General features: G+C 61.8%; 19 protein-coding genes and 1 pseudogene. 13 read left to right on the top strand and 7 right to left on the bottom strand.

Going from position 1 to position 21330, the window contains the following annotated elements:
- Positions 1 to 26: 26 nt before the first annotated feature.
- The 5 genes from J3P88_RS27505 to J3P88_RS27485 form a co-directional block, all read right to left on the bottom strand.
- Positions 27 to 605, bottom strand: a complete 579-nt coding sequence (locus J3P88_RS27505; RefSeq protein ID WP_434572756.1) for a serine acetyltransferase — start codon at positions 603 to 605, stop codon at positions 27 to 29.
- Positions 595 to 1815, bottom strand: coding sequence for an O-antigen ligase family protein (locus J3P88_RS27500; protein WP_434572754.1), 1221 nt, complete (start codon positions 1813 to 1815; stop codon positions 595 to 597). The genes J3P88_RS27505 and J3P88_RS27500 overlap by 11 nt, the downstream gene beginning before the upstream one ends.
- A 107-nt stretch (positions 1816 to 1922) precedes the next feature.
- A complete protein-coding gene (gene asd / locus J3P88_RS27495) occupies positions 1923 to 2783 on the bottom strand; it encodes an archaetidylserine decarboxylase (RefSeq protein ID WP_186708005.1) in 861 nt (286 codons plus the stop codon).
- Between the two features lie 19 nt (positions 2784 to 2802).
- The gene (rhdA, locus tag J3P88_RS27490) at positions 2803 to 3618 is read right to left on the bottom strand and encodes a thiosulfate sulfurtransferase (RefSeq protein ID WP_434572752.1); all 816 of its coding nucleotides are present in this window, start codon (positions 3616 to 3618) and stop codon (positions 2803 to 2805) included.
- A 42-nt stretch (positions 3619 to 3660) separates the two neighbouring features.
- The gene (locus J3P88_RS27485; protein ID WP_434572750.1) at positions 3661 to 5199 is read right to left on the bottom strand and encodes an HDOD domain-containing protein; all 1539 of its coding nucleotides are present in this window, start codon (positions 5197 to 5199) and stop codon (positions 3661 to 3663) included.
- A gap of 166 nt (positions 5200 to 5365) precedes the next feature.
- Here J3P88_RS27485 and motA point away from each other — a divergent pair, with 166 nt between their 5' ends.
- Together motA and motB are read left to right on the top strand one after the other, a co-directional pair.
- On the top strand, positions 5366 to 6217 hold the full coding sequence (gene motA, locus J3P88_RS27480) for a flagellar motor stator protein MotA (protein WP_186707998.1): 852 nt from the start codon (positions 5366 to 5368) through the stop codon (positions 6215 to 6217).
- Positions 6218 to 6220: 3 nt separating this feature from the next.
- On the top strand, positions 6221 to 7267 hold the full coding sequence (gene motB, locus J3P88_RS27475; RefSeq protein ID WP_434572748.1) for a flagellar motor protein MotB: 1047 nt from the start codon (positions 6221 to 6223) through the stop codon (positions 7265 to 7267).
- A gap of 220 nt (positions 7268 to 7487) precedes the next feature.
- Here the strand turns inward: motB and rsgA are convergent, their stop codons facing one another.
- Complete coding sequence (gene rsgA / locus J3P88_RS27470) at positions 7488 to 8519, bottom strand: small ribosomal subunit biogenesis GTPase RsgA (protein WP_072407102.1); 1032 nt, start codon at positions 8517 to 8519, stop codon at positions 7488 to 7490.
- A 109-nt stretch (positions 8520 to 8628) separates the two neighbouring features.
- Here rsgA and orn point away from each other — a divergent pair, with 109 nt between their 5' ends.
- Positions 8629 to 9171, top strand: coding sequence for an oligoribonuclease (gene orn, locus J3P88_RS27465; protein WP_186730685.1), 543 nt, complete (start codon positions 8629 to 8631; stop codon positions 9169 to 9171).
- A 233-nt stretch (positions 9172 to 9404) separates the two neighbouring features.
- Entirely contained in the window at positions 9405 to 10019 is a 615-nt protein-coding gene (locus tag J3P88_RS27460) for a TRIC cation channel family protein (RefSeq protein WP_186708082.1), read from the top strand.
- Here J3P88_RS27460 and queG read toward each other — a convergent pair.
- Entirely contained in the window at positions 10001 to 11080 is a 1080-nt protein-coding gene (gene queG / locus J3P88_RS27455) for a tRNA epoxyqueuosine(34) reductase QueG (protein ID WP_434572745.1), read from the bottom strand. The genes J3P88_RS27460 and queG overlap by 19 nt on opposite strands.
- Positions 11081 to 11143: 63 nt before the next feature.
- Here queG and J3P88_RS27450 point away from each other — a divergent pair.
- From J3P88_RS27450 to hflC, 9 genes and pseudogenes are all read left to right on the top strand, one after another.
- Positions 11144 to 12642 (top strand): annotated as a pseudogene (locus tag J3P88_RS27450) (NAD(P)H-hydrate dehydratase).
- The gene (gene tsaE, locus J3P88_RS27445) at positions 12630 to 13097 is read left to right on the top strand and encodes a tRNA (adenosine(37)-N6)-threonylcarbamoyltransferase complex ATPase subunit type 1 TsaE (RefSeq protein WP_186730683.1); all 468 of its coding nucleotides are present in this window, start codon (positions 12630 to 12632) and stop codon (positions 13095 to 13097) included. The pseudogene J3P88_RS27450 and the gene tsaE overlap by 13 nt, the downstream one beginning before the upstream one ends.
- A gap of 3 nt (positions 13098 to 13100) precedes the next feature.
- Positions 13101 to 14531, top strand: a complete 1431-nt coding sequence (locus J3P88_RS27440; protein WP_186707988.1) for an N-acetylmuramoyl-L-alanine amidase — start codon at positions 13101 to 13103, stop codon at positions 14529 to 14531.
- Positions 14528 to 16441 (top strand): DNA mismatch repair endonuclease MutL, encoded by a 1914-nt coding sequence (gene mutL, locus J3P88_RS27435; protein ID WP_434572742.1) that lies wholly within the window; start codon positions 14528 to 14530, stop codon positions 16439 to 16441. Before J3P88_RS27440 ends, mutL begins: the two co-directional genes overlap by 4 nt.
- The gene (miaA, locus tag J3P88_RS27430) at positions 16441 to 17412 is read left to right on the top strand and encodes a tRNA (adenosine(37)-N6)-dimethylallyltransferase MiaA (RefSeq protein ID WP_434572740.1); all 972 of its coding nucleotides are present in this window, start codon (positions 16441 to 16443) and stop codon (positions 17410 to 17412) included. The genes mutL and miaA overlap by 1 nt, the downstream gene beginning before the upstream one ends.
- Positions 17413 to 17503: 91 nt before the next feature.
- Positions 17504 to 17764 carry an RNA chaperone Hfq gene (hfq, locus tag J3P88_RS27425; protein ID WP_003186419.1) on the top strand — a complete coding sequence of 87 codons (261 nt, stop codon included), beginning with the start codon at positions 17504 to 17506 and terminating at the stop codon, positions 17762 to 17764.
- A 12-nt stretch (positions 17765 to 17776) separates the two neighbouring features.
- Positions 17777 to 19078: a ribosome rescue GTPase HflX gene (gene hflX / locus J3P88_RS27420; RefSeq protein WP_053117904.1), complete on the top strand. Its 1302-nt coding sequence runs from the start codon at positions 17777 to 17779 to the stop codon at positions 19076 to 19078.
- 85 nt (positions 19079 to 19163) lie between these two features.
- Positions 19164 to 20336, top strand: a complete 1173-nt coding sequence (gene hflK / locus J3P88_RS27415; protein WP_186707980.1) for an FtsH protease activity modulator HflK — start codon at positions 19164 to 19166, stop codon at positions 20334 to 20336.
- Positions 20336 to 21205: a protease modulator HflC gene (gene hflC / locus J3P88_RS27410; RefSeq protein ID WP_053117908.1), complete on the top strand. Its 870-nt coding sequence runs from the start codon at positions 20336 to 20338 to the stop codon at positions 21203 to 21205. Before hflK ends, hflC begins: the two co-directional genes overlap by 1 nt.
- The last annotated feature ends 125 nt before the right edge of the window (positions 21206 to 21330 follow it).

Below are 21330 nucleotides of genomic sequence, written 5' to 3'. Positions count from 1 at the left end.
GATCATGCTACCGCGACCCCTGGTGACTAGTCGTGCAGGCGGCCCATTGAAGTGGGATCGTATTCCTTCATTTCACCAACGCTTCGGGTGATGTACAGGTGGTTGGCCGGGATGCTCTTGTTGACGAAGGCGCCTGCGCCAATGATCACATTGTCACCCAGCTCCAAATGGTCAGCGATGATGCAGGCATGAGCATGTATCCGGACGCCGTCGCCAATGCGCAATACTGCGGCATCGCTTTGCCCCTTGATACCCAGCGTGCAGTTCTGCCAGATCTTGAAATTTTTTCCAATGATGGCGTGCGATGTGATGACGATTCCATTCGGATGGGCAATCCATAGGCCTTCCCCGACGGTGGCGCCCAGCATGATCTCTACATTGAACTGGCGGCTGATGCGTTCGTTGAGCAGCTTGCCGCGCCGTCTCCAGAATTTGCTGTCCTGCTGGTGCATGGCGTATGCCAGGCGGAACCAGAAAAGGTAGCGGTACCTGTTGATGCGCTGACATTTTTGGTAAAGCCGTCTCCACCTGAACGGTTTATCGAGACCGCCGAGGATTTCGATATGCCAGTAGCGTTTGGCTGATCGGAAAATATCAAGAAGCATCGACGCCCTCTTTGCCGCGAGGTGTGCTGGGTACGAACCTCTGGGACAGAATCATTCCAATAGGCAGCCAGAAAACGATCCAATAGACGCCAGGCCTGTTGAACACCGTGTGGTAGTCGAATAGAGCCGTTACAACCCCAAAGATAAGCAGGGGCAAGCCTACCGAACCGACGGGATGGTGCCAGGTCTTCCTGTCGATCGCGCGCTTGAAAACATAGGCGATGGCCAGCAATAACAGTACTGCACCTGTCACGCCGAATTCGTAAAAATACTGCAGGAAGAGATTGTGGACTTGGTTGTAGCAATGCACTTCGGATATGCAGATATCAAAATTACTGCCCGCCCCGGCACCAAACAGCCAGAACTCGTCAATGCGGTCCAACCAGCCTGTCCAGATCACGTCGCGAAGGCTGAAACCACGACTTTGCTGTGTGACAATGACGGGCCATAGCCATACCGACACGGCAAGGAATATTAAGCCGGCCAGGCACAACCATTTCCTCGACCTCAAACTATGGTGAAGAAGAATGCTCGTAGCGATTGCCAAGCCATATCCAAGCCAGACGGCTCTTGAAAGCGTGCAGAACAGGTACAGCGAAAGGCCTAGCACACAGGCCATGAACAACGTTCTGACCCACGGCCCGAAGGTTTTGGTCATTAACAAGTGGAACCCGTAAATGCCGAAAAAGCCGTAATACAGCGCCGCAATGATGGGGTTCTTGAAGTTGGCATAGTTGCCATAGCCCAATTTGTATAAACGTTTGCCAGAGAAAAAAATGTTCTGGTCTTGCTGGGTGAAGTGGATGATCAAACCGGCAATCGCAAATAAACCCGCGATCACAAAGGCAAGCGTCAGGCTTTTTTCAAGCAGTTCTTCCCGGGCCAGTATATGAATCGCGCTCAGGTACAACATTACGTACAACACGGTTTTGAATTGTCCGTAGGCGGAGGCTTCGGACCCGGGATTCAGCAGCGCTACCAGCAGCGAAAAGACCAGTACCAGCAGTACCGGCCAGTAGGGCTTTTGGACAATGCCTTGACGTAGGCGCGCATCGAGCACACATAAAAGCAACGCGGGTATAAAAAGACTCGCGTTGGATATCGTGGTGTAAGTGCTGCCGTCGGTAATGAACAGCAGTCCCGTCAGGTGCGCAGTGAAGCCGATCATCAAGACAAGCAAGGTGAATCTGGAAAAAGCCGAACGTGTCATACCTATTCCAAGGGTAGTGAAAGGGGGCCAGGACAAAACTCCAAGGCGTAGTGTGGCAGCGTCGGCGAGGGTAGCGACTCATGTTGATTGCGCCGCTAGCTATCTCATCAAGCGTTGGGTAGTGCCAGTCCTTGACCCATCTGCACCGGTGAACCGGCCACCAGGTCCTCGGCCCATTTCACCTGGTCCGGACCGAACAGCACGATGGCAGTCGAACCCAGCTTGAAGCGCCCCAGTTCGGCACCTTTTTCCAGATGAATCGGCGCACGTGCGGCTTCGTCGTAACGGAAGGTTTTCAGCTCGCGCTTGGGCGGCGTCACCAGCCCGGCCCAGACGGTTTCGATAGAGGCCACGATCATCGCGCCCACCAGCACCACGGCCATCGGTCCACGCTCGGTGTCGAAAATGCACGCGACGCGCTCGTTACGGGCAAACAGCTCCGGCACGTTTTCGGCAGTGGTCTGGTTGACCGAAAAAATCCGTCCGGGGATGTAGACCATTTCCCGCAGGGTGCCCGCCAATGGCATGTGCACGCGGTGGTAGTCCTTGGGAGACAGGTAGATGGTGGCGAAATCGCCACCCATGAACGGCGCTGCGTTGGCCGCGTCACCGCCCAGCAGTTCCAGCACGCTGAAGCTGTGGCCCTTGGCCTGGAATACCCGGCCGTGCTCGATCGGGCCGAGCTGGCTGACGGCACCGTCGGCGGGGCTGAGAATCGCGCCCGGGGTTTCGTCCAGCGGGCGGGCGCCGTCCTTCAGGGCGCGGGTGAAGAAGGCGTTGAAATGCTCGTAGGCCGTCAGGTCTTCCACCAGGGCCTGGGACATGTCCACTTGGTAGCGCTTGGCAAACCACGTGGTGAAGGCGTTCTTGAACCAGCGCACGCGGCATTCGGCAATGCAGCCGGCCAGCCGCGACAGCAGGTGGTGGGGCAGCAGGTATTGGGTGAGGATGAATAAACGGTTTTTCATTAACTGTCCTTAAGAACCTTCAAAGCTCGATGGGTGTGTCGGGGTGGTTGCCCCATTCGCCCCAGGAACCGGCATAGCCTTTGACCCGTGGATAACCGAGCGCCTTGGCCACCAGGTAGGTGAAGCCAGAGCGGTGGTGAGTCTGGCAGTGGGTGATGATTTCTTTATCAGGGGTGATGCCCAATCGTTCGAGGATTTGCGGCATGTCTTTGCGGATGCGCAGGTTGCGCGCCTTGTCCATGCCGGCGGTCCATTCGAAATTGACCGCACCGGGAATGTGTCCGCCCCGGGCCGCGACGACTTTTTCGCCGGAGTATTCCAGCGGGCCGCGCGCGTCCCAGATGGCCAGGTCGGCAGCGCCGAGACGGCTTTGCAGGTACTCACGGGTGGCGGTGGGCGCGTCGTGCAGTGTCAGGCTGACCGGCCCACCAACGGGCGCAGGGACGTCGATGGACACGGGCAGGCCCTCGTCCAGCCACGACAGCAAGCCGCCGTCGAGGTAGTGGTAGTTCCCGTGGCCGATCACGTCCAGCAGCCAGATAAACCGCCCGGCCCAGCCGCCGCCTTCGTCGTCATAGACCACGTAGACCGCATCCGGGTGGTGCCCGAGCTCACCGAAGAGGGCTTCAAGGTCGGCCTTGGCCGGCAGCAGGCCCGGCGCCGGCGGTTGGCCGAGCTGGGTGCGCTTGGGGTCGACGAAACGTGCGCCAGGGATATGCCCGGTGCCGTAGCGGGCGGCGCTGGTCAGGTCCACCAGAATCAGTTCGCGGGCGTCGAGGCGCGGCAGCAGCTCGCTCGGCTCGATCACCAACGGCAAGCCAGAGAAGTCAGGCATGTGAGGTCTCCAGGGGCGCAAAGGGAAAGGATTGTATCAAGTTCAGCGGCCGCGGTTGGTAAAGGTATGCAGGGCCCTTTCGATGCATTGCACGGTTTTGCCGAAGGCTTGCACGGTCACGTCCGAGAACGGCCCGCCGCCCTGGTCCACCGCCACCAGCATGATCACCCGGCCATTGCAGGTCAGTGAGCGCAACAGCAGGTGTTCGCCGCGGAACAGGCTGCGCAGGCCCGGCGGTAATAGCGCCGAAAACTGCGCGTTGTTGTCCGGGTTCAGGCGAACCTGGGCCTGCTGGGCCAGTAATCGTTGCAAGATTTTGCTCTGGCTGATGGTAAAGCTCATGGCCGCAGCTTCCTTGGGCAAACCGGCGGTCTGGTGAGCGCGCACGCTGGTCTGGCTGCGGTCAGCCATCAGGATCATCACCCGGCGCATGCCACAGGCCACCAGGGCGTCCCGTGCCGACGTGGTCAGGTGCATGGCGTTGAGGAAGGGGCTCGGCTCCACCAGCATGGCGGAACATTGCTTGCGCCACTGGCTCAGGTCCTGGGCGCTGGGCGGCGCGGCGGGCAGCAAGCCGGGGTGGATACGGCGGCTGCCCCAAGGCCAGATCAGCGCCACGGCCGGGTGCCAGAGGTCCGGCATGGCGTGATGACGTGCGCTGTTGGCGGCTTGTTGGTGCAACTGCTGCTGGATTTCATCCATCGACATTTGCAGATACAAACTGGTGAGGTACTGCCAGCGAGTGTTGTGAGGGCTGTCCCAGGCCTGCTGCGCCGCGAGGGCCAGGCCGTTGGCCAGCAACACGGTGTTGGCCGGCTGGTTGAGCCAGCGCCGCAGGGTTGGGTCGTCGTCCAGGCGATTCTGCTGGCGCAGCGGATGTTCGCTGTCCCGGGCGATGCGCAGGACTTTCACCAGTTCGCGGCGTTCGTTGATCAACAGGCGATAACCTTGCGCCACCCAGATCGGCAAACGCCAGGTCTCCACCAGCGCCAGGCAGATCTCCAGCAGGCGGACGCCGAACAGTTCGCGCTCGACCTTGCGTGCGGACTCGCCTTTATGGACGACCCGCAATTCCCATTCCCCGAGCAACCGTGGGTGAGTCAAGGCCAACGGCCAGAGCGGCGACAGGAACAACAGGCTGCCCCAGTGGATGTCTTGCCACAGCCGCGCCAGGCGGCTGGCGAAAAAACCATTGGCCTGTTGCGTGGCGTGCTGGCTGATCAATTGCAGTTGGCGCAAGGCAACAGGGATTTCGTGCCCCGGCAATGACGGCAGGCGGGCGAGCAACTCCTCGGTGCGCTTGAGGCCGAGGCGGTTGATGGCCACTTCGAGATTTTCCGCAGGCTCAGCGAGGCTGCCATGGGTGTGATGGTTGGCCTCGCGGATGACGCTCAGGGCCAGCGCGGGGCTGTCCTGCATCAGGTCGGCGATGTCGCGCAATGAGCGACGGCTATCGGCGAGGGCCTTGCAGACCAGGTCGTGGCTGGCCTGGGGCACCGGCAGATGCACGCCGTTGAGCAGCTTCACCCAGCCGTCGAGGGTGGTCGGTCGGGGCGTTGGAACCTTGGTTTCGTTAGTCATGGCTGGACGTGATCATCGTATGAATTCTCTACGCCCGGAACGGGGCTAATTGGCTTTTCGCCAGAACAGCCTATAGTCTGGCGCAGTTTTGCCGATAAGTAGAAGAAGAGATTTTTCAGCTTCCGAATATGACCTTGAACCCGACTTAAGTAAGTACTTTCTATCTATGGCTAAAATTATCGGCATCATTGTCGTGTTCGCGAGCGTGCTCGGCGGATACGTGCTCTCCCACGGCAAGATCGCCGCCCTGATCCAACCCTTCGAGGTGTTGATCATCGGTGGCGCGGCCCTCGGTGCATTCTTGCAGGCCAACCCCGGCTATATGACGATGCACGTGCTCAAGAAGTCCTTGAGCATGTTCGGCTCGCGTTTCAGCCACACCTTCTATCTGGAGGTGCTGGGGCTGATCTACGAAATCCTCAATAAAAGTCGCCGCGAAGGCATGATGGCGATCGAAGGCGACATCGAAGACGCCGCCGCCAGCCCGATTTTCGCCAAGTATCCGTCGGTGCTGAAGGATGACCGCATGACGGCGTTCATCTGTGATTACCTGCGCATCATGTCGTCCGGCAACATGGCGCCCCATGAGCTCGAAGGCCTGTTCGACATGGAACTGTACAGCCTCAAGGAAGACCTGGAGCACCCGTCCCACGCGGTCAACGGCATCGCCGACGGCATGCCAGGCTTCGGTATCGTCGCGGCGGTATTGGGGATCGTGGTGACCATGGCCTCCCTGGGCGAAGGCGACCAGGCGTCCATCGGCCTGCACGTGGGTGCGGCGCTGGTAGGTACCTTCTTCGGTATTTTGGCTGCATATGGCTTCTTCGGCCCGCTGGCCCATTCCCTGGCCCATGATGCCAAGGAAGAACTCAACGTCTACGAAGCCATCAAGGCTTCCCTGGTGGCCTCGGCCTCGGGCATGCCGCCATCGCTGGCGGTGGAGTTCGGTCGCAAGGTCCTGTACCCGGCGCACCGTCCAAGCTTCGCCGAGCTGGAACAAGCGGTTCGCGGTCGCTAAGTCATGGAAAATAACCAGCCGATCATCGTCAAGCGCATCAAGCGCATTGCCGGCGGGCACCATGGCGGTGCCTGGAAAATTGCCTTCGCCGACTTTGCCACGGCGATGATGGCGTTCTTCCTGGTGCTGTGGCTGCTGTCCACGGCAACCCCGGAACAGAAGATCGCCATCGCCGGTTACTTCAAGGACCCGGTCGGCTTTTCCGAAAGCGGCACGCCCTACATCATCGACCTGGGCGGCTCACCGACCCTGGCGCCGGACACGACCCTCAATCCCGAGGTCAAGTCCCAGCCCCAGCCCGACAAGGTCACGGTGGATTCCGAGCAGGTCGAGGGCATGGCCGAGCAGGTCGAGCGCGAGCGTTTGGAGTTGCTGCTGCAGGAATTGCAGAACAAGGTCGAAGAGAGCCCGGAACTGCAGAAGTTCAAGGACCAGATCCTGTTCGAAATTACCCCGAATGGCTTGCGCATCCAGATCATGGACGCCGAGAACCGGCCGATGTTCGATTCTGGCAGCGCACGTCTGAAGCCTTATTTCGAAGATATCCTGCTGGCCATGGCCGACACCATCAAGGCGGTGCCGAACAAAATCAGCATCAGTGGTCATACCGATGCCAAGCCTTACATCGGTAAGGGTGACTACGGAAACTGGGAATTGTCCGCCAACCGCGCCAACGCGGCCCGTCGCGCCCTGGTGGCCGGCAGCTATCCGGACGAGCAGGTGGCACGGGTGGTCGGTTATGCCTCTTCGGCGCTGTTCGACCGCAAGGACCCGTTCAACCCGGTCAACCGGCGTATCGACATCGTGGTGTTGACCAAGAAGGCGCAGAAAGCCATCGAGGGCTCACAAACCGACGATCCGGCGCCCGATTCGGTTCCGGGTGAGGGTGCACCGGGTGAAGTGCCAGCTCCACAGGCTATACCAGGTGCAGCGGTCGATCCGAATGCGTTGCCGGCGGACCAGCAACCCGTACCGGCCCATGAGTTGCGCGAGCGCCTGAACCTGTTCGACGACGCGGCGCCGAAGCCGGCCGAACCGCCGGCGCAGTGACCCACAAAAAAGCCGACCTCGATGTCGGCTTTTTTGTGGGTCCACTGTTTACTTGAGGATTGCTTGCCTTTGTGGCGAGGGAGCTTGCTCCCGCTCGGCTGCGCAGCAGTCGCAAGACCGGACAACTCGGTCTGGCTGGAGACTGTTGGGGCCTGCTTCGCAGTCCAGCGGGAGCAAGCTCCCTCGCCACAAGAGTGATCGGCTTGATACTGCGTGCAGGTCAGTAGCTGCTTTCCGGCAGGCTGGCGATGATCGAGCGGTAGCTGTTCATCCGTTGCTGATGCACGCGACCTTCTTCCAGGGCCTTGAGCAGGGCGCAACCGGGTTCGCGGTCGTGCTTGCAGTCGCGGAAGCGGCAGGTACCGATCAGCTCGTTGAACTCGATGAACCCGGCTTCGACATCGGCCCGGCTGACGTGGCCCAGGCCGAATTCGCGGATACCCGGCGAGTCGATCAGTTCACCGCCACCAGGGAAGTGGAACAGCCGCGCCGTGGTCGTGGTGTGGGTGCCTTGGCCGGACAGCTCGGACAACGGCCCGACGCGGGTCTCGACTTCCGGCAGCAGGCTGTTGACCAACGAAGACTTGCCGACGCCGGACTGGCCGACGAACACACTGATGCGCCCGTCCAACTGCTGTTGCAATTGTTCCATGCCGTTACCGTGGTGGGCCGAGACTTCCAGCACCGGATAACCCAAGTCCCGGTAGACCGACAGCAGGGCGTTCAGCGCCGGGGCGTTGTGTTCGTCGATCAGGTCGAACTTGTTGAGCAGCAGCAACGGGCGGATGCCGGCGTGCTCGGCGGCCACCAGGTAGCGGTCGATCAGGTTGGCGTGGGGCTCGGGCAACGGCGCGAACACAATAACGATCATGTCGACGTTGGCGGCCACGGGCTTGAGCTGGCCCCGGCTGTCCGGGCGGCACAGCTCGGTGTGGCGCGGCAGTTGCGCGACAATCACGCCGATGCCCTGGTTGCCGGCACGCCAGACCACCTGGTCGCCCGTCACCAGCGCCGGCAGGTTGGCGCGCAAGTGGCAGCGGAACACCTGGCCGGCCAGTTCGCCTTCCTGGGCCTCGACCTCGACCTGCACGCCGAAGTGGGCGATCACCAGGCCGGTCTGTTCAGGACCCAGGTCGCCACCCTCCAGGGCTTCGACAGCACTGGATTCGCGTTTGGCGGCGCGGGCGGCGCGCTCACCCTGGATCTTTTCGATGCGCCAGTTTTGACGACGATTGAGTTGGCGTTTGGCCATGGGTGTTCCGTATGAAGAAATACAGCGAATAGGGTAAAACGGCGGCGAGTTTAGCACGCCCAAGGGGCTGCCTAGGCTAAACTGCGTGGCTACGCCGAGGAGCCTCCCTATGCAAAACCCGCAGAACCTGATCTGGATCGACCTGGAAATGACCGGTCTGAACCCTGACACTGACGTCATCATCGAAATGGCCACCATCGTCACCGACAGCGACCTCAACACCCTGGCCGAGGGCCCGGTGATCGCGATCCATCACAGCGACGAGATCCTGGCCGGCATGGACGAGTGGAACACCCGCCAGCACGGCGGCTCGGGCCTGACCCAACGGGTGCGCGAGAGCAAGATCAGCATGGCCGAAGCCGAAGCCCAGACCCTCGCGTTCCTGGAGCAGTGGGTGCCCAAGGGCAAGTCGCCGATCTGTGGCAACAGCATCTGCCAGGATCGTCGCTTCCTTTATACCCACATGAAATCCCTGGAAAGCTACTTCCACTACCGCAACCTGGACGTCTCCACCCTCAAGGAACTGGCCGCCCGCTGGGCACCGCAAGTGCGCGACAGCTTCCAGAAAGGCAGCACCCACCTGGCCCTGGACGACATCCGCGAGTCCATTGCCGAGTTGCAGCATTACCGCAAGCACTTCATCAAGTTCTGAGTCGCCCCTTCAAGCGGCTGGCGAGAGAGTTTTGGGAGCAGGACTTGTGGGAGCAAAGCTTGCTCGCGAAACAGGCGACTCGGTCCCGGAAGACCGCATCGCCTTCATCGCGGGCAAGCCTTGCTCCCACAGATCTCCTGGCCGCAGGTTCCTTGTTTGGCATGGTCAATGGCTGCCCTCTTTTGGTGCCAGCCCAAACTGGCTAGACTGCGCGCCTCCTCGTATGGACCGCCATCATGTTGCTGATGCTTTATCTGATCGCCATCACCGCTGAAGCCATGACCGGCGCCTTGTCTGCCGGGCGGCGGGGCATGGACTGGTTCGGCGTGGTGCTTATCGCCTGTGTCACGGCGCTGGGTGGCGGCTCGGTGCGTGACGTGTTGCTCGGTCATTACCCGCTTACGTGGGTCAAGCATCCGGAATACCTGGTGCTGACCACCGCGGCGGCGATGTTGACGGTGTTCATGGCGCGCTGGATGCGCCATCTGCGCTCACTGTTCCTGGTGCTCGACGCCGTGGGCCTGGTGGCGTTCACGCTGATCGGTTGCATGACGGCCCTGGAAATGGGCCATGGCATGCTGGTGGCGTCGGTTAGCGGGGTGATTACCGGGGTGTTCGGTGGCATTCTGCGGGACATCTTTTGCAACGATATTCCGCTGATCTTCCGTCGCGAACTCTACGCCAGCGTCTCGTTTGCCGCGGCGTGGTGTTATCTGCTGTGTGTCTTCCTGCAACTGCCGAACGAGCAGGCGATCCTCATCACCTTGTTTGGCGGTTTCCTGCTGCGGCTCCTGGCAATTCGCTTTCACTGGGAAATGCCGAAGTTCGTCTACAACGACGAAGTCTGACGCTCGGCATGTTGGCGTAACGCCCATTCCACATGCTCTCGCACCAGCTCCGACGGATAGTCACGCCGCGCCTCCAGCGCTTGCAGCACGGGAATCGTCGACGGCGCATTGCCCAGGCCCACCGCCAGATTGCGCAGCCAGCGTTCGTAACCCGCACGGCGCAGCGGTGAACCTTCGGTGCTGCTGAGAAATGTGTCTTCGTCCCACAGGAACAACTCGGCCAGCCCGGCATTGTCCAGGTTGTGCCGCGGCTTGAAATCGCTTTCCCCCGACGGACGGGCGAAGCGGTTCCACGGGCAGACAATCTGGCAATCGTCGCAGCCGAACACCCGGTTGCCGATCAGTGGCCGCAACTCTTCGGGAATGGCGCTTTTCAGCTCGATGGTCAGGTAGGAAATGCAGCGGCGGGAATCGAGCACGTAGGGTCCGACGAAGGCATTCGTCGGACAAATGTCCAGGCACGCGGTGCATTTTCCGCAATGTTCGGTGCCGTGGGGCGGGTCGATGGGCAGCGGCAAGTCGATGAACAGCTCGCTCAGGAAAAAATAACTGCCGGCCTTGCGGTTCAATACCAGGGTGTTTTTACCGATCCAGCCCAGGCCGGCCTGTTCGGCGATGGCTTTTTCCAGGACCGGCGCGCTGTCGACGAAGGCGCGGTAGCCAAAGGGACCGATGACCGCCTGGATTTTTTCCGCCAATTGTTGCACGCGTTTACGGATCAATTTGTGGTAATCGCGGCCCAACGCATAACGCGAGACGTAGGCTTTTTCCGGTTGGCCGAGCATCTGCGCCATCTGGGTGTCGCCCGGCAGGTAATCCATGCGCAGGGACACCACGCGTAATGTGCCCGGCACCAACTCCTCAGGGTGCGAGCGTTTGCTGCCATGGGCGCCCATGTAGTCCATTTCGCCGTGGTAGCCGGCCTCGAGCCAGCGTTGCAGGTGTTGCTCATGCTCGGCCAAGTCCAGGCCGCTGATGCCGACCTGCTGGAAACCCAGCTCGCGGCCCCATTCCTTGATGGATTGGGCGAGGGCGGGGAGGTCTGTGGGAATGGCAGGCATGAGGCGAGAGAAACCAGAGCTGAGATGCGTATAATTCTGCCAGACATCGGAGCCCGAAGACGCATGCCGCACACTAAAGATGATTTTCCCGACGCGCTGTACAGCGCCGCGCAGGTCCGGGCCCTCGACGCACAACTGATCGCCGCGGGTACTGCTGGCTTCGAATTGATGCAGCGCGCTGCCCGTGCCACCTGGCGCGCGATCGTCCGACGCTGGCCTGACGCCCATGAGCTGACCGTGCTGGCCGGCCATGGCAACAATGCCGGCGATGGTTACCTGGTCGCGACCCTGGCCCGGCGTGCCGGCTGGTCGGTGCGGGTGCTGACGGTGGGCGAACCCCGGCGATTGCAGGGGGACGCGGCCAATGCCCACGCCGAGGCGGTGGCGGTGGGCGTGCCGATGGAACCGTGGTCGGATGAAGCCGAGTTGCGTGGCGTGCTGCTGGACGCGTTGCTTGGCACGGGCCTGAGTGGCGATGTGCGTGAGCCGTATGTGCAGGCCATCGATACGATCAACGTCAGCGGCCTGCCGGTCGCGGCGGTGGATATTCCCTCGGGTTTGTGTGCCGACACCGGCCGGGTGTTGGGTACGGCAGTGGCGGCCGACCTGACCGTGACCTTCATTGGCTTGAAGCTGGGGTTGTTCACGGGCGAAGCGGCGGACCGGGTGGGTGAGCTGGTATTCAATGACCTGCACGCCGATCCGGATATCGTTGAAGCAGCACCGGCCAATGCCCGACTGCTCCTACCTCACAATCTGCGGCATCTGACACCTCGCGCCGCCACTTCCCACAAAGGCAAGTTCGGTCACGTGCTGTTGATCGGTGGCGACCGGGGCTTTGGTGGCGCCATCCAGATGAGCGCCGAAAGCGCGCTGCGCTGCGGGGCGGGCATGATTTCGATGGCGACCCGCAGCGAGCATGTGTCCGCCGCGCTGATGCGTTTGCCGGAAGTCATGGTGCAGGGCACCCATTCGGCGAACCAATTGATGGGCTTGCTCCAGCAGGCCAGCGTGCTGGTGGTCGGGCCGGGCCTGGGCCAGGCTGCCTGGGGACGTAGCCTGTTATCGGCCGCAGCCAATGCGCCACTGCCGCAAGTGTGGGATGCCGATGCGCTGAACCTGCTGAGCGCCGGCGACGTCCGTCTGCCTGAACATTGCGTGATCACCCCGCATCCGGGCGAGGCGGCGCGGCTGCTGGAGATATCCACCGCCCAGGTGCAGGCCGATCGTCCGGCGGCGGCTCATGCCTTGAGCCAGAAATACACCGCCACGGTGATCCTCAAGGGAGCCGGCAGCCTGGTTGCCAGCCCGGATGGTCGCCTGGCAGTCTGCGGCCAGGGCCATCCGGCCATGGCCACCGCCGGCCTGGGGGATGTGCTGGCTGGCGTGGTCGGGGCCTTGCTGGCCCAGGGCATGGAAAGCTTCGAGGCCGCGTGCCTGGCGGTCTGGCTGCATGCCAATGCCGGTGCCAAGGTCGGTCGCTCGGGCCGGGGGTTGGCGGCGACCGATCTGATCCCGGCCATTCGTCAGTTGTTGGAGGAGCATCACCGTGTCTGAAGTAACCCTGTACGTGGCGGACGAACAAGCCATGACACAATTTGGCGCCCGCATCGCGCAGATCACTGCCGGCCACGGCCTGATTTTTCTCGAAGGCGACCTCGGCGCGGGGAAAACCACCTTGTCCCGTGGCATCATCCGCGGCCTCGGGCACGTCGGCTCGGTCAAGAGCCCCACGTTCACCTTGGTCGAACCCTACGAGATCGGCGACATTCGTGCCTTCCATTTCGACCTGTATCGACTGGTGGATCCTGAGGAGCTGGAATTCCTTGGTATTCGCGATTATTTCGAAGATGACGCCTTGTGCCTGATCGAATGGCCCCAGAAGGGTGCAGGCTTTTTGCCAAAGCCCGACCTGACCATTACCATTGGCGCGCAGCACGGCGGGCGTTCGCTGAAACTGACGCCGCAAGGCGCCCGTGGTGAGTCGTGGTGTGCCGCTTTGGCATTGGAAAACTAATTGATGATGGGGTTTGGTATGCGCTTTCGCGCGGTGGTTGCTGTCGTAGGACTGTTGCTTACGGCACTGGCCGTCGATGCTGTGGCCGAGACAAAGGTCAACAGCGTTCGCCTCTGGCGGGCGCCGGACAACACACGGCTGGTGTTCGACCTGACGGGGCCGGTGCAGCACAGCGTATTCACCCTGACCGCCCCGGATCGCCTGGTGATCGACATCAACGGTGCCTCCCTGGGCGCGCCATTGAACGTCGCTACCGCCAATACGCCGATTACCGCGATGCGCTCGGCCCAGCGTACGCCCACCGACCTGCGGGTGGTCATCGACCTGAAAAAAGCCGTGACCCCGAAAAGCTTCACCCTGGCCCCCAACGCCCAGTACGGCAACCGGCTGGTGGTGGACCTGTTCGACAACCCGGCCGATGCCGACCCACCGCCACCGCCGCCGACCAAGGTTGCCACGGTGCCCGCGGTGCCGGTGACCCCGACCGAGCCTGCGCTCAAGCTGCCACCGGCCCCGGCCGGCAAGCGCGATATCATCGTGGTGATCGATGCCGGTCATGGCGGCGAGGACCCGGGGGCCTCGGGCTCGCGCGGGCAACGTGAAAAAGACGTGGTGCTGGCCATCGCCCGTGAATTGCAGCGCCAGGTCAACGGCATGAAAGGCTTCCGCGCCGAACTGACCCGCACCGGCGACTATTTCATTCCTTTGCGCGGTCGTACCGAGATCGCCCGCAAGAAGGGCGCCGACCTGTTCGTCTCCATTCACGCCGACGCCGCGCCTTCGAAAGCCGCGTTCGGGGCCTCGGTGTTTGCCCTGTCCGACCGTGGCGCCACGTCCGAGACCGCCCGTTGGCTGGCCGACAGCGAAAACCGTTCCGACCTGATCGGCGGTGCAGGCAACGTCAGCCTCGACGACAAGGACCGCATGCTTGCCGGTGTCTTGCTCGATTTGTCGATGACCGCCTCGTTGACCTCCAGCTTGAACGTCGGCCAGAAAGTCCTGAGCAACATCGGTCGTGTCACGCCGCTGCACAAGCAGCGCGTCGAACAGGCCGGGTTCATGGTGCTCAAGTCGCCCGACATCCCGTCGATCCTGGTGGAGACCGGCTTCATCTCCAATTCAAACGAGGCGTCCAAGCTGTCGTCCTCCAGCCACCAGCAGGCCTTGGCCCGATCCATCAGCAGCGGCGTGCGACAGTTCTTCCAGCAGAACCCACCGCCGGGCACCTACATCGCCTGGCTGCGGGATTCCGGCAAGATCGCCCAGGGGCCACGGGACCACCGCGTCAACCCTGGCGAAACCCTGGCGATGATTGCCGTGCGCTACCAGGTGTCGCCCGCCACCTTGCGCAGCGCCAACAATCTCAAGAGCGATGAGCTCAAGATTGGCCAGACCTTGACCATTCCGGGCAACGAAGTGGCGGTCAAGCAATGAGTGACGAAGTGATCGGCAGCACCGCCCGCATCGAACTGCTCAGCCCTCGGCTGGCGAACCAGATCGCCGCCGGGGAAGTGGTCGAGCGTCCGGCATCGGTCATCAAGGAGTTGCTGGAAAACAGCCTCGACTCCGGAGCCAAGCGCATCGATGTGGATGTCGAGCAAGGTGGCGTCAAGCTGTTGCGGGTGCGCGACGACGGTGGTGGTATTTCCTCCGACGACCTGCCGCTGGCCCTGGCGCGTCACGCCACCAGCAAGATCCGCGACCTGGAAGACCTTGAGCGGGTCATGAGCCTGGGTTTCCGGGGTGAAGCGCTGGCGTCCATCAGTTCGGTGTCGCGCCTGACCCTCACCTCACGCACCCGCGACGCCCAGCAGGCCTGGCAGGTCGAGACCGAAGGCCGCGACATGGCCTCTCGCGTCCAGCCCGCGGCCCATCCGGTGGGCACCTCGGTGGAAGTGCGCGATTTATTCTTCAACACCCCGGCGCGGCGCAAATTTCTCAAGGCCGAGAAGACTGAATTCGATCACCTGCAAGAAGTCATCAAGCGCCTGGCCCTGGCGCGTTTTGACGTGGCGTTCCATTTGCGCCACAACGGCAAGACTATCCTCAGCCTGCACGAGGCCCGCGACGATGCAGCCCGCGCCCGGCGCGTGGGCGCGGTGTGCGGAGCGGGTTTCCTGGAGCAGGCCTTGCCCATCGAGGTGGAGCGCAATGGCCTGCACCTGTGGGGTTGGGTCGGTTTGCCAACGTTCTCCCGCAGCCAGGCGGACCTGCAGTATTTCTACGTGAACGGCCGGGCGGTGCGCGACAAACTGGTGGCTCACGCGGTGCGCCAGGCCTATCGCGACGTGCTGTTCAATGGCCGGCATCCGACCTTCGTGCTGTTTTTTGAAGTCGATCCGGCGGTGGTGGACGTCAACGTGCACCCGACCAAGCATGAGGTGCGTTTCCGTGATGGGCGCATGGTCCACGATTTCCTCTACGGCACCTTGCACCGCGCCTTGGGCGATGTACGTCCGGAAGATCAACTGGCGGCGCCAGCGGCAGTGGCGGGCATGGTCCGGCCAACGGGGCTGGAGGCGGGCGAATTCGGGCCCCAGGGCGAAATGCGCCTGGCGGCCAACGCATTGCTGGAGCAACCCCAGCCTCAGCCGAGCTACAACACGGCCGGCAGCGGCGCTGGCGGCGGCTATCAGTATCAATACACCCCGCGTCCACAATCCACTGTGCCCGCAGCCGAGGCCCAGGCGGCCTATCGCGAGTTCTTCAAGCCCTTGCCGGAAGCCGGCGCGGCGGCGATGCCCGATGGCCAGGGCGATATCCCGCCGCTGGGCTACGCCCTGGCGCAACTCAAGGGCATCTATATCCTCTCGGAAAATGCCCAGGGCCTGGTCCTGGTGGACATGCACGCCGCCCATGAGCGGATCATGTACGAGCGCCTGAAAATTGCCATGGCCAGCGAAGGCCTGAGCGGCCAACCGCTGTTGGTGCCCGAATCCCTGGCCGTCAGCCAGCGCGAAGCCGATTGCGCCGAAGAACATGTGGCCTGGTTCCAGCGCCTGGGCTTCGAATTGCAGCGCCTGGGCCCGGAAACCCTGGCGATCCGCCAGATCCCGGCGTTGCTGAAGCAGGCCGAGGCCAATCGCCTGGTCAGTGACGTGCTGGCGGACTTGATGGAATATGGCACCAGCGACCGGATCCAGGCGCACCTGAACGAACTGCTCGGCACCATGGCCTGCCACGGCGCGATCCGCGCCAACCGGCGCCTGGCCCTGCCGGAAATGAACGGTCTGCTGCGGGACATGGAAAACACCGAACGCAGTGGTCAATGCAACCATGGCCGGCCGACCTGGACCCAATTGGGCCTGGACGACCTGGACAAACTGTTCCTGCGCGGTCGTTGATGAACCCGTTGCCACCCGCGATTTTCCTGATGGGCCCGACCGCCGCCGGCAAGACCGACTTGGCCATCGAGTTGACCAAGGTCCTGCCCTGCGAATTGATCAGCGTCGATTCGGCCTTGGTCTACCGGGGCATGGACATCGGCACCGCCAAGCCGTCGAAAGCGTTGCTGGCCGAATTCCCCCACCGCCTGATCGACATCCTCGACCCGGCCGAGTCCTATTCGGCGGCCGATTTCCGCCGTGACGCGCTCCAGGCCATGGCCGAAATCACCGCGCGGGGCAAGATCCCCCTGCTGGTGGGCGGCACGATGCTGTATTACAAGGCCTTGGTCGAGGGGCTGGCGGACATGCCGGCGGCCGATCCCGAAGTGCGCGCGCAGATCGAAGAGGAGGCCGCGCGCCTCGGCTGGCAAGCCTTGCACGAGCAATTGGCGGTCATCGACCCGGAATCGGCAGCGCGTATTCACCCCAATGACCCGCAGCGACTGAGTCGAGCCCTGGAGGTTTATCGGGTCAGTGGCCAGAGCATGACTGCCCTGCGCCAGCGACAAACTGCGCAAAGTACTGAAGCAGCCGCTTCGGGACTGCAACAATTGCCCTATACTGTCGCGAATCTGGCCATCGCTCCGGCGAACCGGCAAGTGCTGCATCGGCGAATTGAACAAAGATTCACATTAATGTTGGAACAGGGGTTCATAGACGAGGTCGTAGCCCTGCGTGAGCGAAGTGACCTGCATGCCGGGTTGCCGTCTATACGTGCGGTAGGTTATCGACAAGTCTGGGATTACCTGGACGGCAAGCTGACGTCAGCCGAGATGCAGGAGCGTGGGATCATTGCCACGCGCCAATTGGCGAAACGCCAGTTCACCTGGCTGCGCAGCTGGACTGACCTGCATTGGCTCGACAGTCTCGATTGCGACAATCTGCCACGCGCCTTGAAATACCTCGGGACCATCTCCATATTGAGCTGAGTCCTTGCAATTGCCGTCTATCCTTGGGGGTGTGACGGCCCAAGCCATCTGATTCCGATTTTTATTATTGATCCTTAAAGGAGTGCGGCACATGTCAAAAGGGCATTCGCTACAAGACCCTTACTTGAACACTTTACGTAAAGAGAAAGTTGGGGTGTCCATCTATCTGGTCAACGGGATCAAACTGCAAGGCACGATCGAGTCTTTCGACCAGTTCGTCATCCTTCTGAAAAACACCGTCAGCCAGATGGTCTACAAGCACGCGATCTCGACAGTGGTGCCCGTTCGTCCAATTCGTCTGCCTAGCGCAACCGAATCCGAAGGCGGTGACGCTGAACCGGGTAACGCCTGATAGGAGCCTCCTTTGTTCTTTGAGCGCCACGGTGGTGGTGAACGAGCCATTCTCGTTCACTTGGATGGACAGGACCCTGAGGCGCGCGAAGATCCGCAGGAGTTTCAGGAATTGGCACTTTCGGCCGGCGCCGAGACCGTCGCGTTTTTCAACGTGCCGCGTCATCGGCCAACCGCCAAGTTCCTGATCGGCAGTGGCAAGGTCGAGGAGTTGCGCGACCTGGTCAAGGCCGAGCAGGTCGATCTGGTGATTTTCAATCACATCCTCACGCCCAGTCAGGAACGTAACCTCGAACGTGTCTTCGAGTGTCGCGTGATCGACCGCACGGGGTTGATCCTCGATATCTTCGCCCAGCGCGCCCGCACCCATGAGGGCAAGCTCCAGGTCGAACTGGCCCAGCTTGAGCACATGAGTACGCGGCTGGTTCGCGGCTGGACTCACCTTGAGCGGCAGAAAGGCGGTATCGGCCTGCGCGGCCCGGGTGAAACCCAGCTGGAAACCGACCGACGCCTGTTGCGGGTTCGCCTGCGCCAGATCAAGGGGCGGCTGGAAAAGGTCCGCAGCCAGCGCGAGCAGTCGCGCCGCGGTCGCAAGCGCGCGGATATCCCGACGGTTTCACTGGTGGGTTATACCAACGCCGGCAAATCGACCCTGTTCAACAATGTCACCCAATCCGACGTCTACGCCGCCGACCAGTTGTTCGCCACGCTCGACCCGACCCTGCGACGGCTCGACCTGGACGACCTCGGGCCGATCGTGCTGGCCGACACCGTGGGCTTCATCCGTCACCTGCCGCATAAGCTGGTCGAGGCTTTCCGGGCTACGCTCGAAGAGTCGAGCAACTCCGACCTGCTGTTGCACGTGATCGATGCCGCCGAGCCGGATCGGATGCTGCAGATCGAGCAGGTGATGGTAGTGCTGGGCGAGATCGGAGCCCAGGACTTGCCGATCCTCGAGGTATACAACAAACTCGATTTGCTCGAAGGCGTGGAGCCGCAGATCCAGCGCGATGCCGATGGCAAGCCGCAACGGGTCTGGCTGTCGGCCCGTGACGGCACCGGCCTGGACCTGCTCAAGCAGGCCGTGGCCGAGCTGTTGGGCAATGATCTGTTTGTCGGCACCCTGAAGTTGCCGCAACGTTTCGCCCGGCTTCGTGCGCAGTTTTTCGAGCTGGGGGCCGTGCAAAAAGAAGAACACGACGAAGAAGGTGTCTGCCTGCTGGCTGTTCGCCTGCCTCGGTCGGAGCTCAACCGGCTGGTCAGTCGCGAAGGGCTGCAACCGATGGAATTCATCGAGCAACACACTTTGCAATAAAAGCCTGAGAAAGCGGTGTCAGGCATTCTGTAGCATTGGTCGGCGCGCCGTGGGTGCGTCTTTGCTTTATCAGATGGAGAGCGCTATGGCTTGGAATGAGCCGGGTGGCAACTCGAATAATCAGGATCCTTGGGGTGGCAAGCGTCGTAACAACGGCGACCGCAAGGGGCCGCCGGATCTCGACGAGGCCTTCCGAAAGCTGCAGGAAAGCCTGAACGGTTTGTTCGGTGGTGGTAAAAAACGCGGCGATGAGGGCGGTGGTCGCTCGGGCAAGGGCGGCGGTTTCGGCCTGCTCGGCATCGGCCTCGTCGTGCTGGCGGCTGTCTGGCTGTACAGCGCGGTCTATGTCGTGGACGAACAGGAGCAAGCCGTGGTGCTGCGCTTCGGCAAGTACTACGAGACGGTTGGCCCGGGCCTGAACATCTATTTCCCGCCGATCGACCAGAAGTACATGGAGAACGTCACGCGTGAGCGGGCGTACACCAAGCAGGGCCAGATGCTCACGGAAGACGAGAACATCGTCGAAGTGCCGCTGACCGTGCAATACAAGATCACCAACCTGCAGGACTTCGTGCTGAACGTCGACCAGCCGGAGATCAGCTTGCAGCACGCGACCGAAAGTGCCTTGCGCCATGTGGTGGGTTCCACCGCCATGGACCAGGTGCTGACCGAAGGTCGCGAGCTGATGGCGAGCGAAATCAAGGAGCGTCTGCAACGTTTCCTCGATACCTATCGCACCGGTATCACCGTCACCCAGGTCAACGTCCAGAGCGCAGCGGCACCGCGTGAGGTCCAGGAAGCCTTCGATGACGTGATCCGTGCCCGTGAAGACGAGCAGCGTTCGCGCAACCAGGCCGAAACCTATGCCAACGGCGTCGTGCCGGAAGCCCGTGGCCAAGCCCAGCGCATTATCGAGGATGCCAACGGTTACCGCGATGAAGTGGTCTCCCGTGCCAAGGGTGAGGCCGATCGCTTTACCAAGCTGGTGGCCGAATATCGCAAGGCCCCTGAAGTGACCCGCCAGCGTCTGTACCTGGACACCATGCAGGAAGTCTTCAGCAACACCAGCAAGGTCCTCGTGACCGGCAACAAGAACGGCCAGAGCAATCTGCTGTACCTGCCGCTGGACAAGATGGTCGAGAGCGGTCGAAACACCAGTACGCCACCGGCCAGTTCGACGGCGGCCAGCAATGAGGCCAGCACCCGTGCGGCGGCGGACCTGCAACAACAGCAAGCACGTACCAGGGAGAGTCGCTGATGAGCAATAAATCGCTGATCGCCCTTATTGTCGGTGTCGTCGTGGCGATCGCTGCCTGGAACTGCTTCTACATCGTGGCTCAGACCGAGCGCGCGGTGTTGCTGCAATTCGGTCGCGTGGTCCAGGCTGATGTCCAGCCGGGGCTGCATGTGAAGGTGCCGTACGTCAACAAGGTGCGCAAGTTCGACGCTCGCCTGATGACGCTGGATGCGCCGACGCAACGCTTCCTGACACTGGAAAAGAAAGCCGTGATGGTGGACGCCTACGCCAAGTGGCGCGTGAAGGATGCCGAGCGCTTCTACACCGCGACCTCGGGCCTCAAGCAGATCGCCGACGAGCGTCTGTCCCGTCGTCTGGAATCGGGCCTGCGTGACCAGTTCGGTAAGCGCACGCTGCATGAAGTGGTGTCCGGCGAGCGTGATGCGCTCATGGCCGACATCACCCGTTCGCTGAATGCGATGGCGGAAAAAGAGCTGGGTATCGAAGTGGTCGATGTCCGGGTCAAGGCTATCGACCTGCCGAAGGAAGTGAACCGCAGCGTGTTCGAGCGGATGAGCACCGAGCGTGAGCGTGAAGCTCGCGAGCACCGCGCCAAGGGTAACGAGCTGGCCGAAGGCATCCGTGCCGACGCCGATCGCCAACGCCGCGTGCTGCTGGCCGAAGCCTATCGTGAATCGGAAGAGGTCCGTGGTGATGGTGATGCCCAGGCCGCTTCGATCTACGCCAAGGCTTATGGTCAGGATCAGGAGTTCTACGCGTTCTACCGTAGCCTGCGTGCCTACCGTGAAAGCTTCGCGAACAAATCCGACGTCCTGGTCCTGGACCCAAGCAGCGACTTCTTCCACTACCTGGAAAAGTCCAAGCCTTGATGCGGCGTTGACCTGAGACACTCCGCCCGGCGGCTAAAACGTCGGGCGGGGTGATCCTTTGGGAAAACGTGTGTATGATGCGGCAGCCGGGAAATTCCCGGCTTTTTTGCGTCTGCACGTTCGAT

Origin of the sequence: Pseudomonas sp. Z3-6 (assembly GCF_051131985.1) — a bacterium.
In the GTDB taxonomy this organism is placed as follows: Bacteria; Pseudomonadota; Gammaproteobacteria; order Pseudomonadales; family Pseudomonadaceae; genus Aquipseudomonas; species Aquipseudomonas zanjanensis.
Note: the sequence above shows the minus strand (reverse complement) of the source record. Positions and strands in the feature narration are given on the sequence as shown.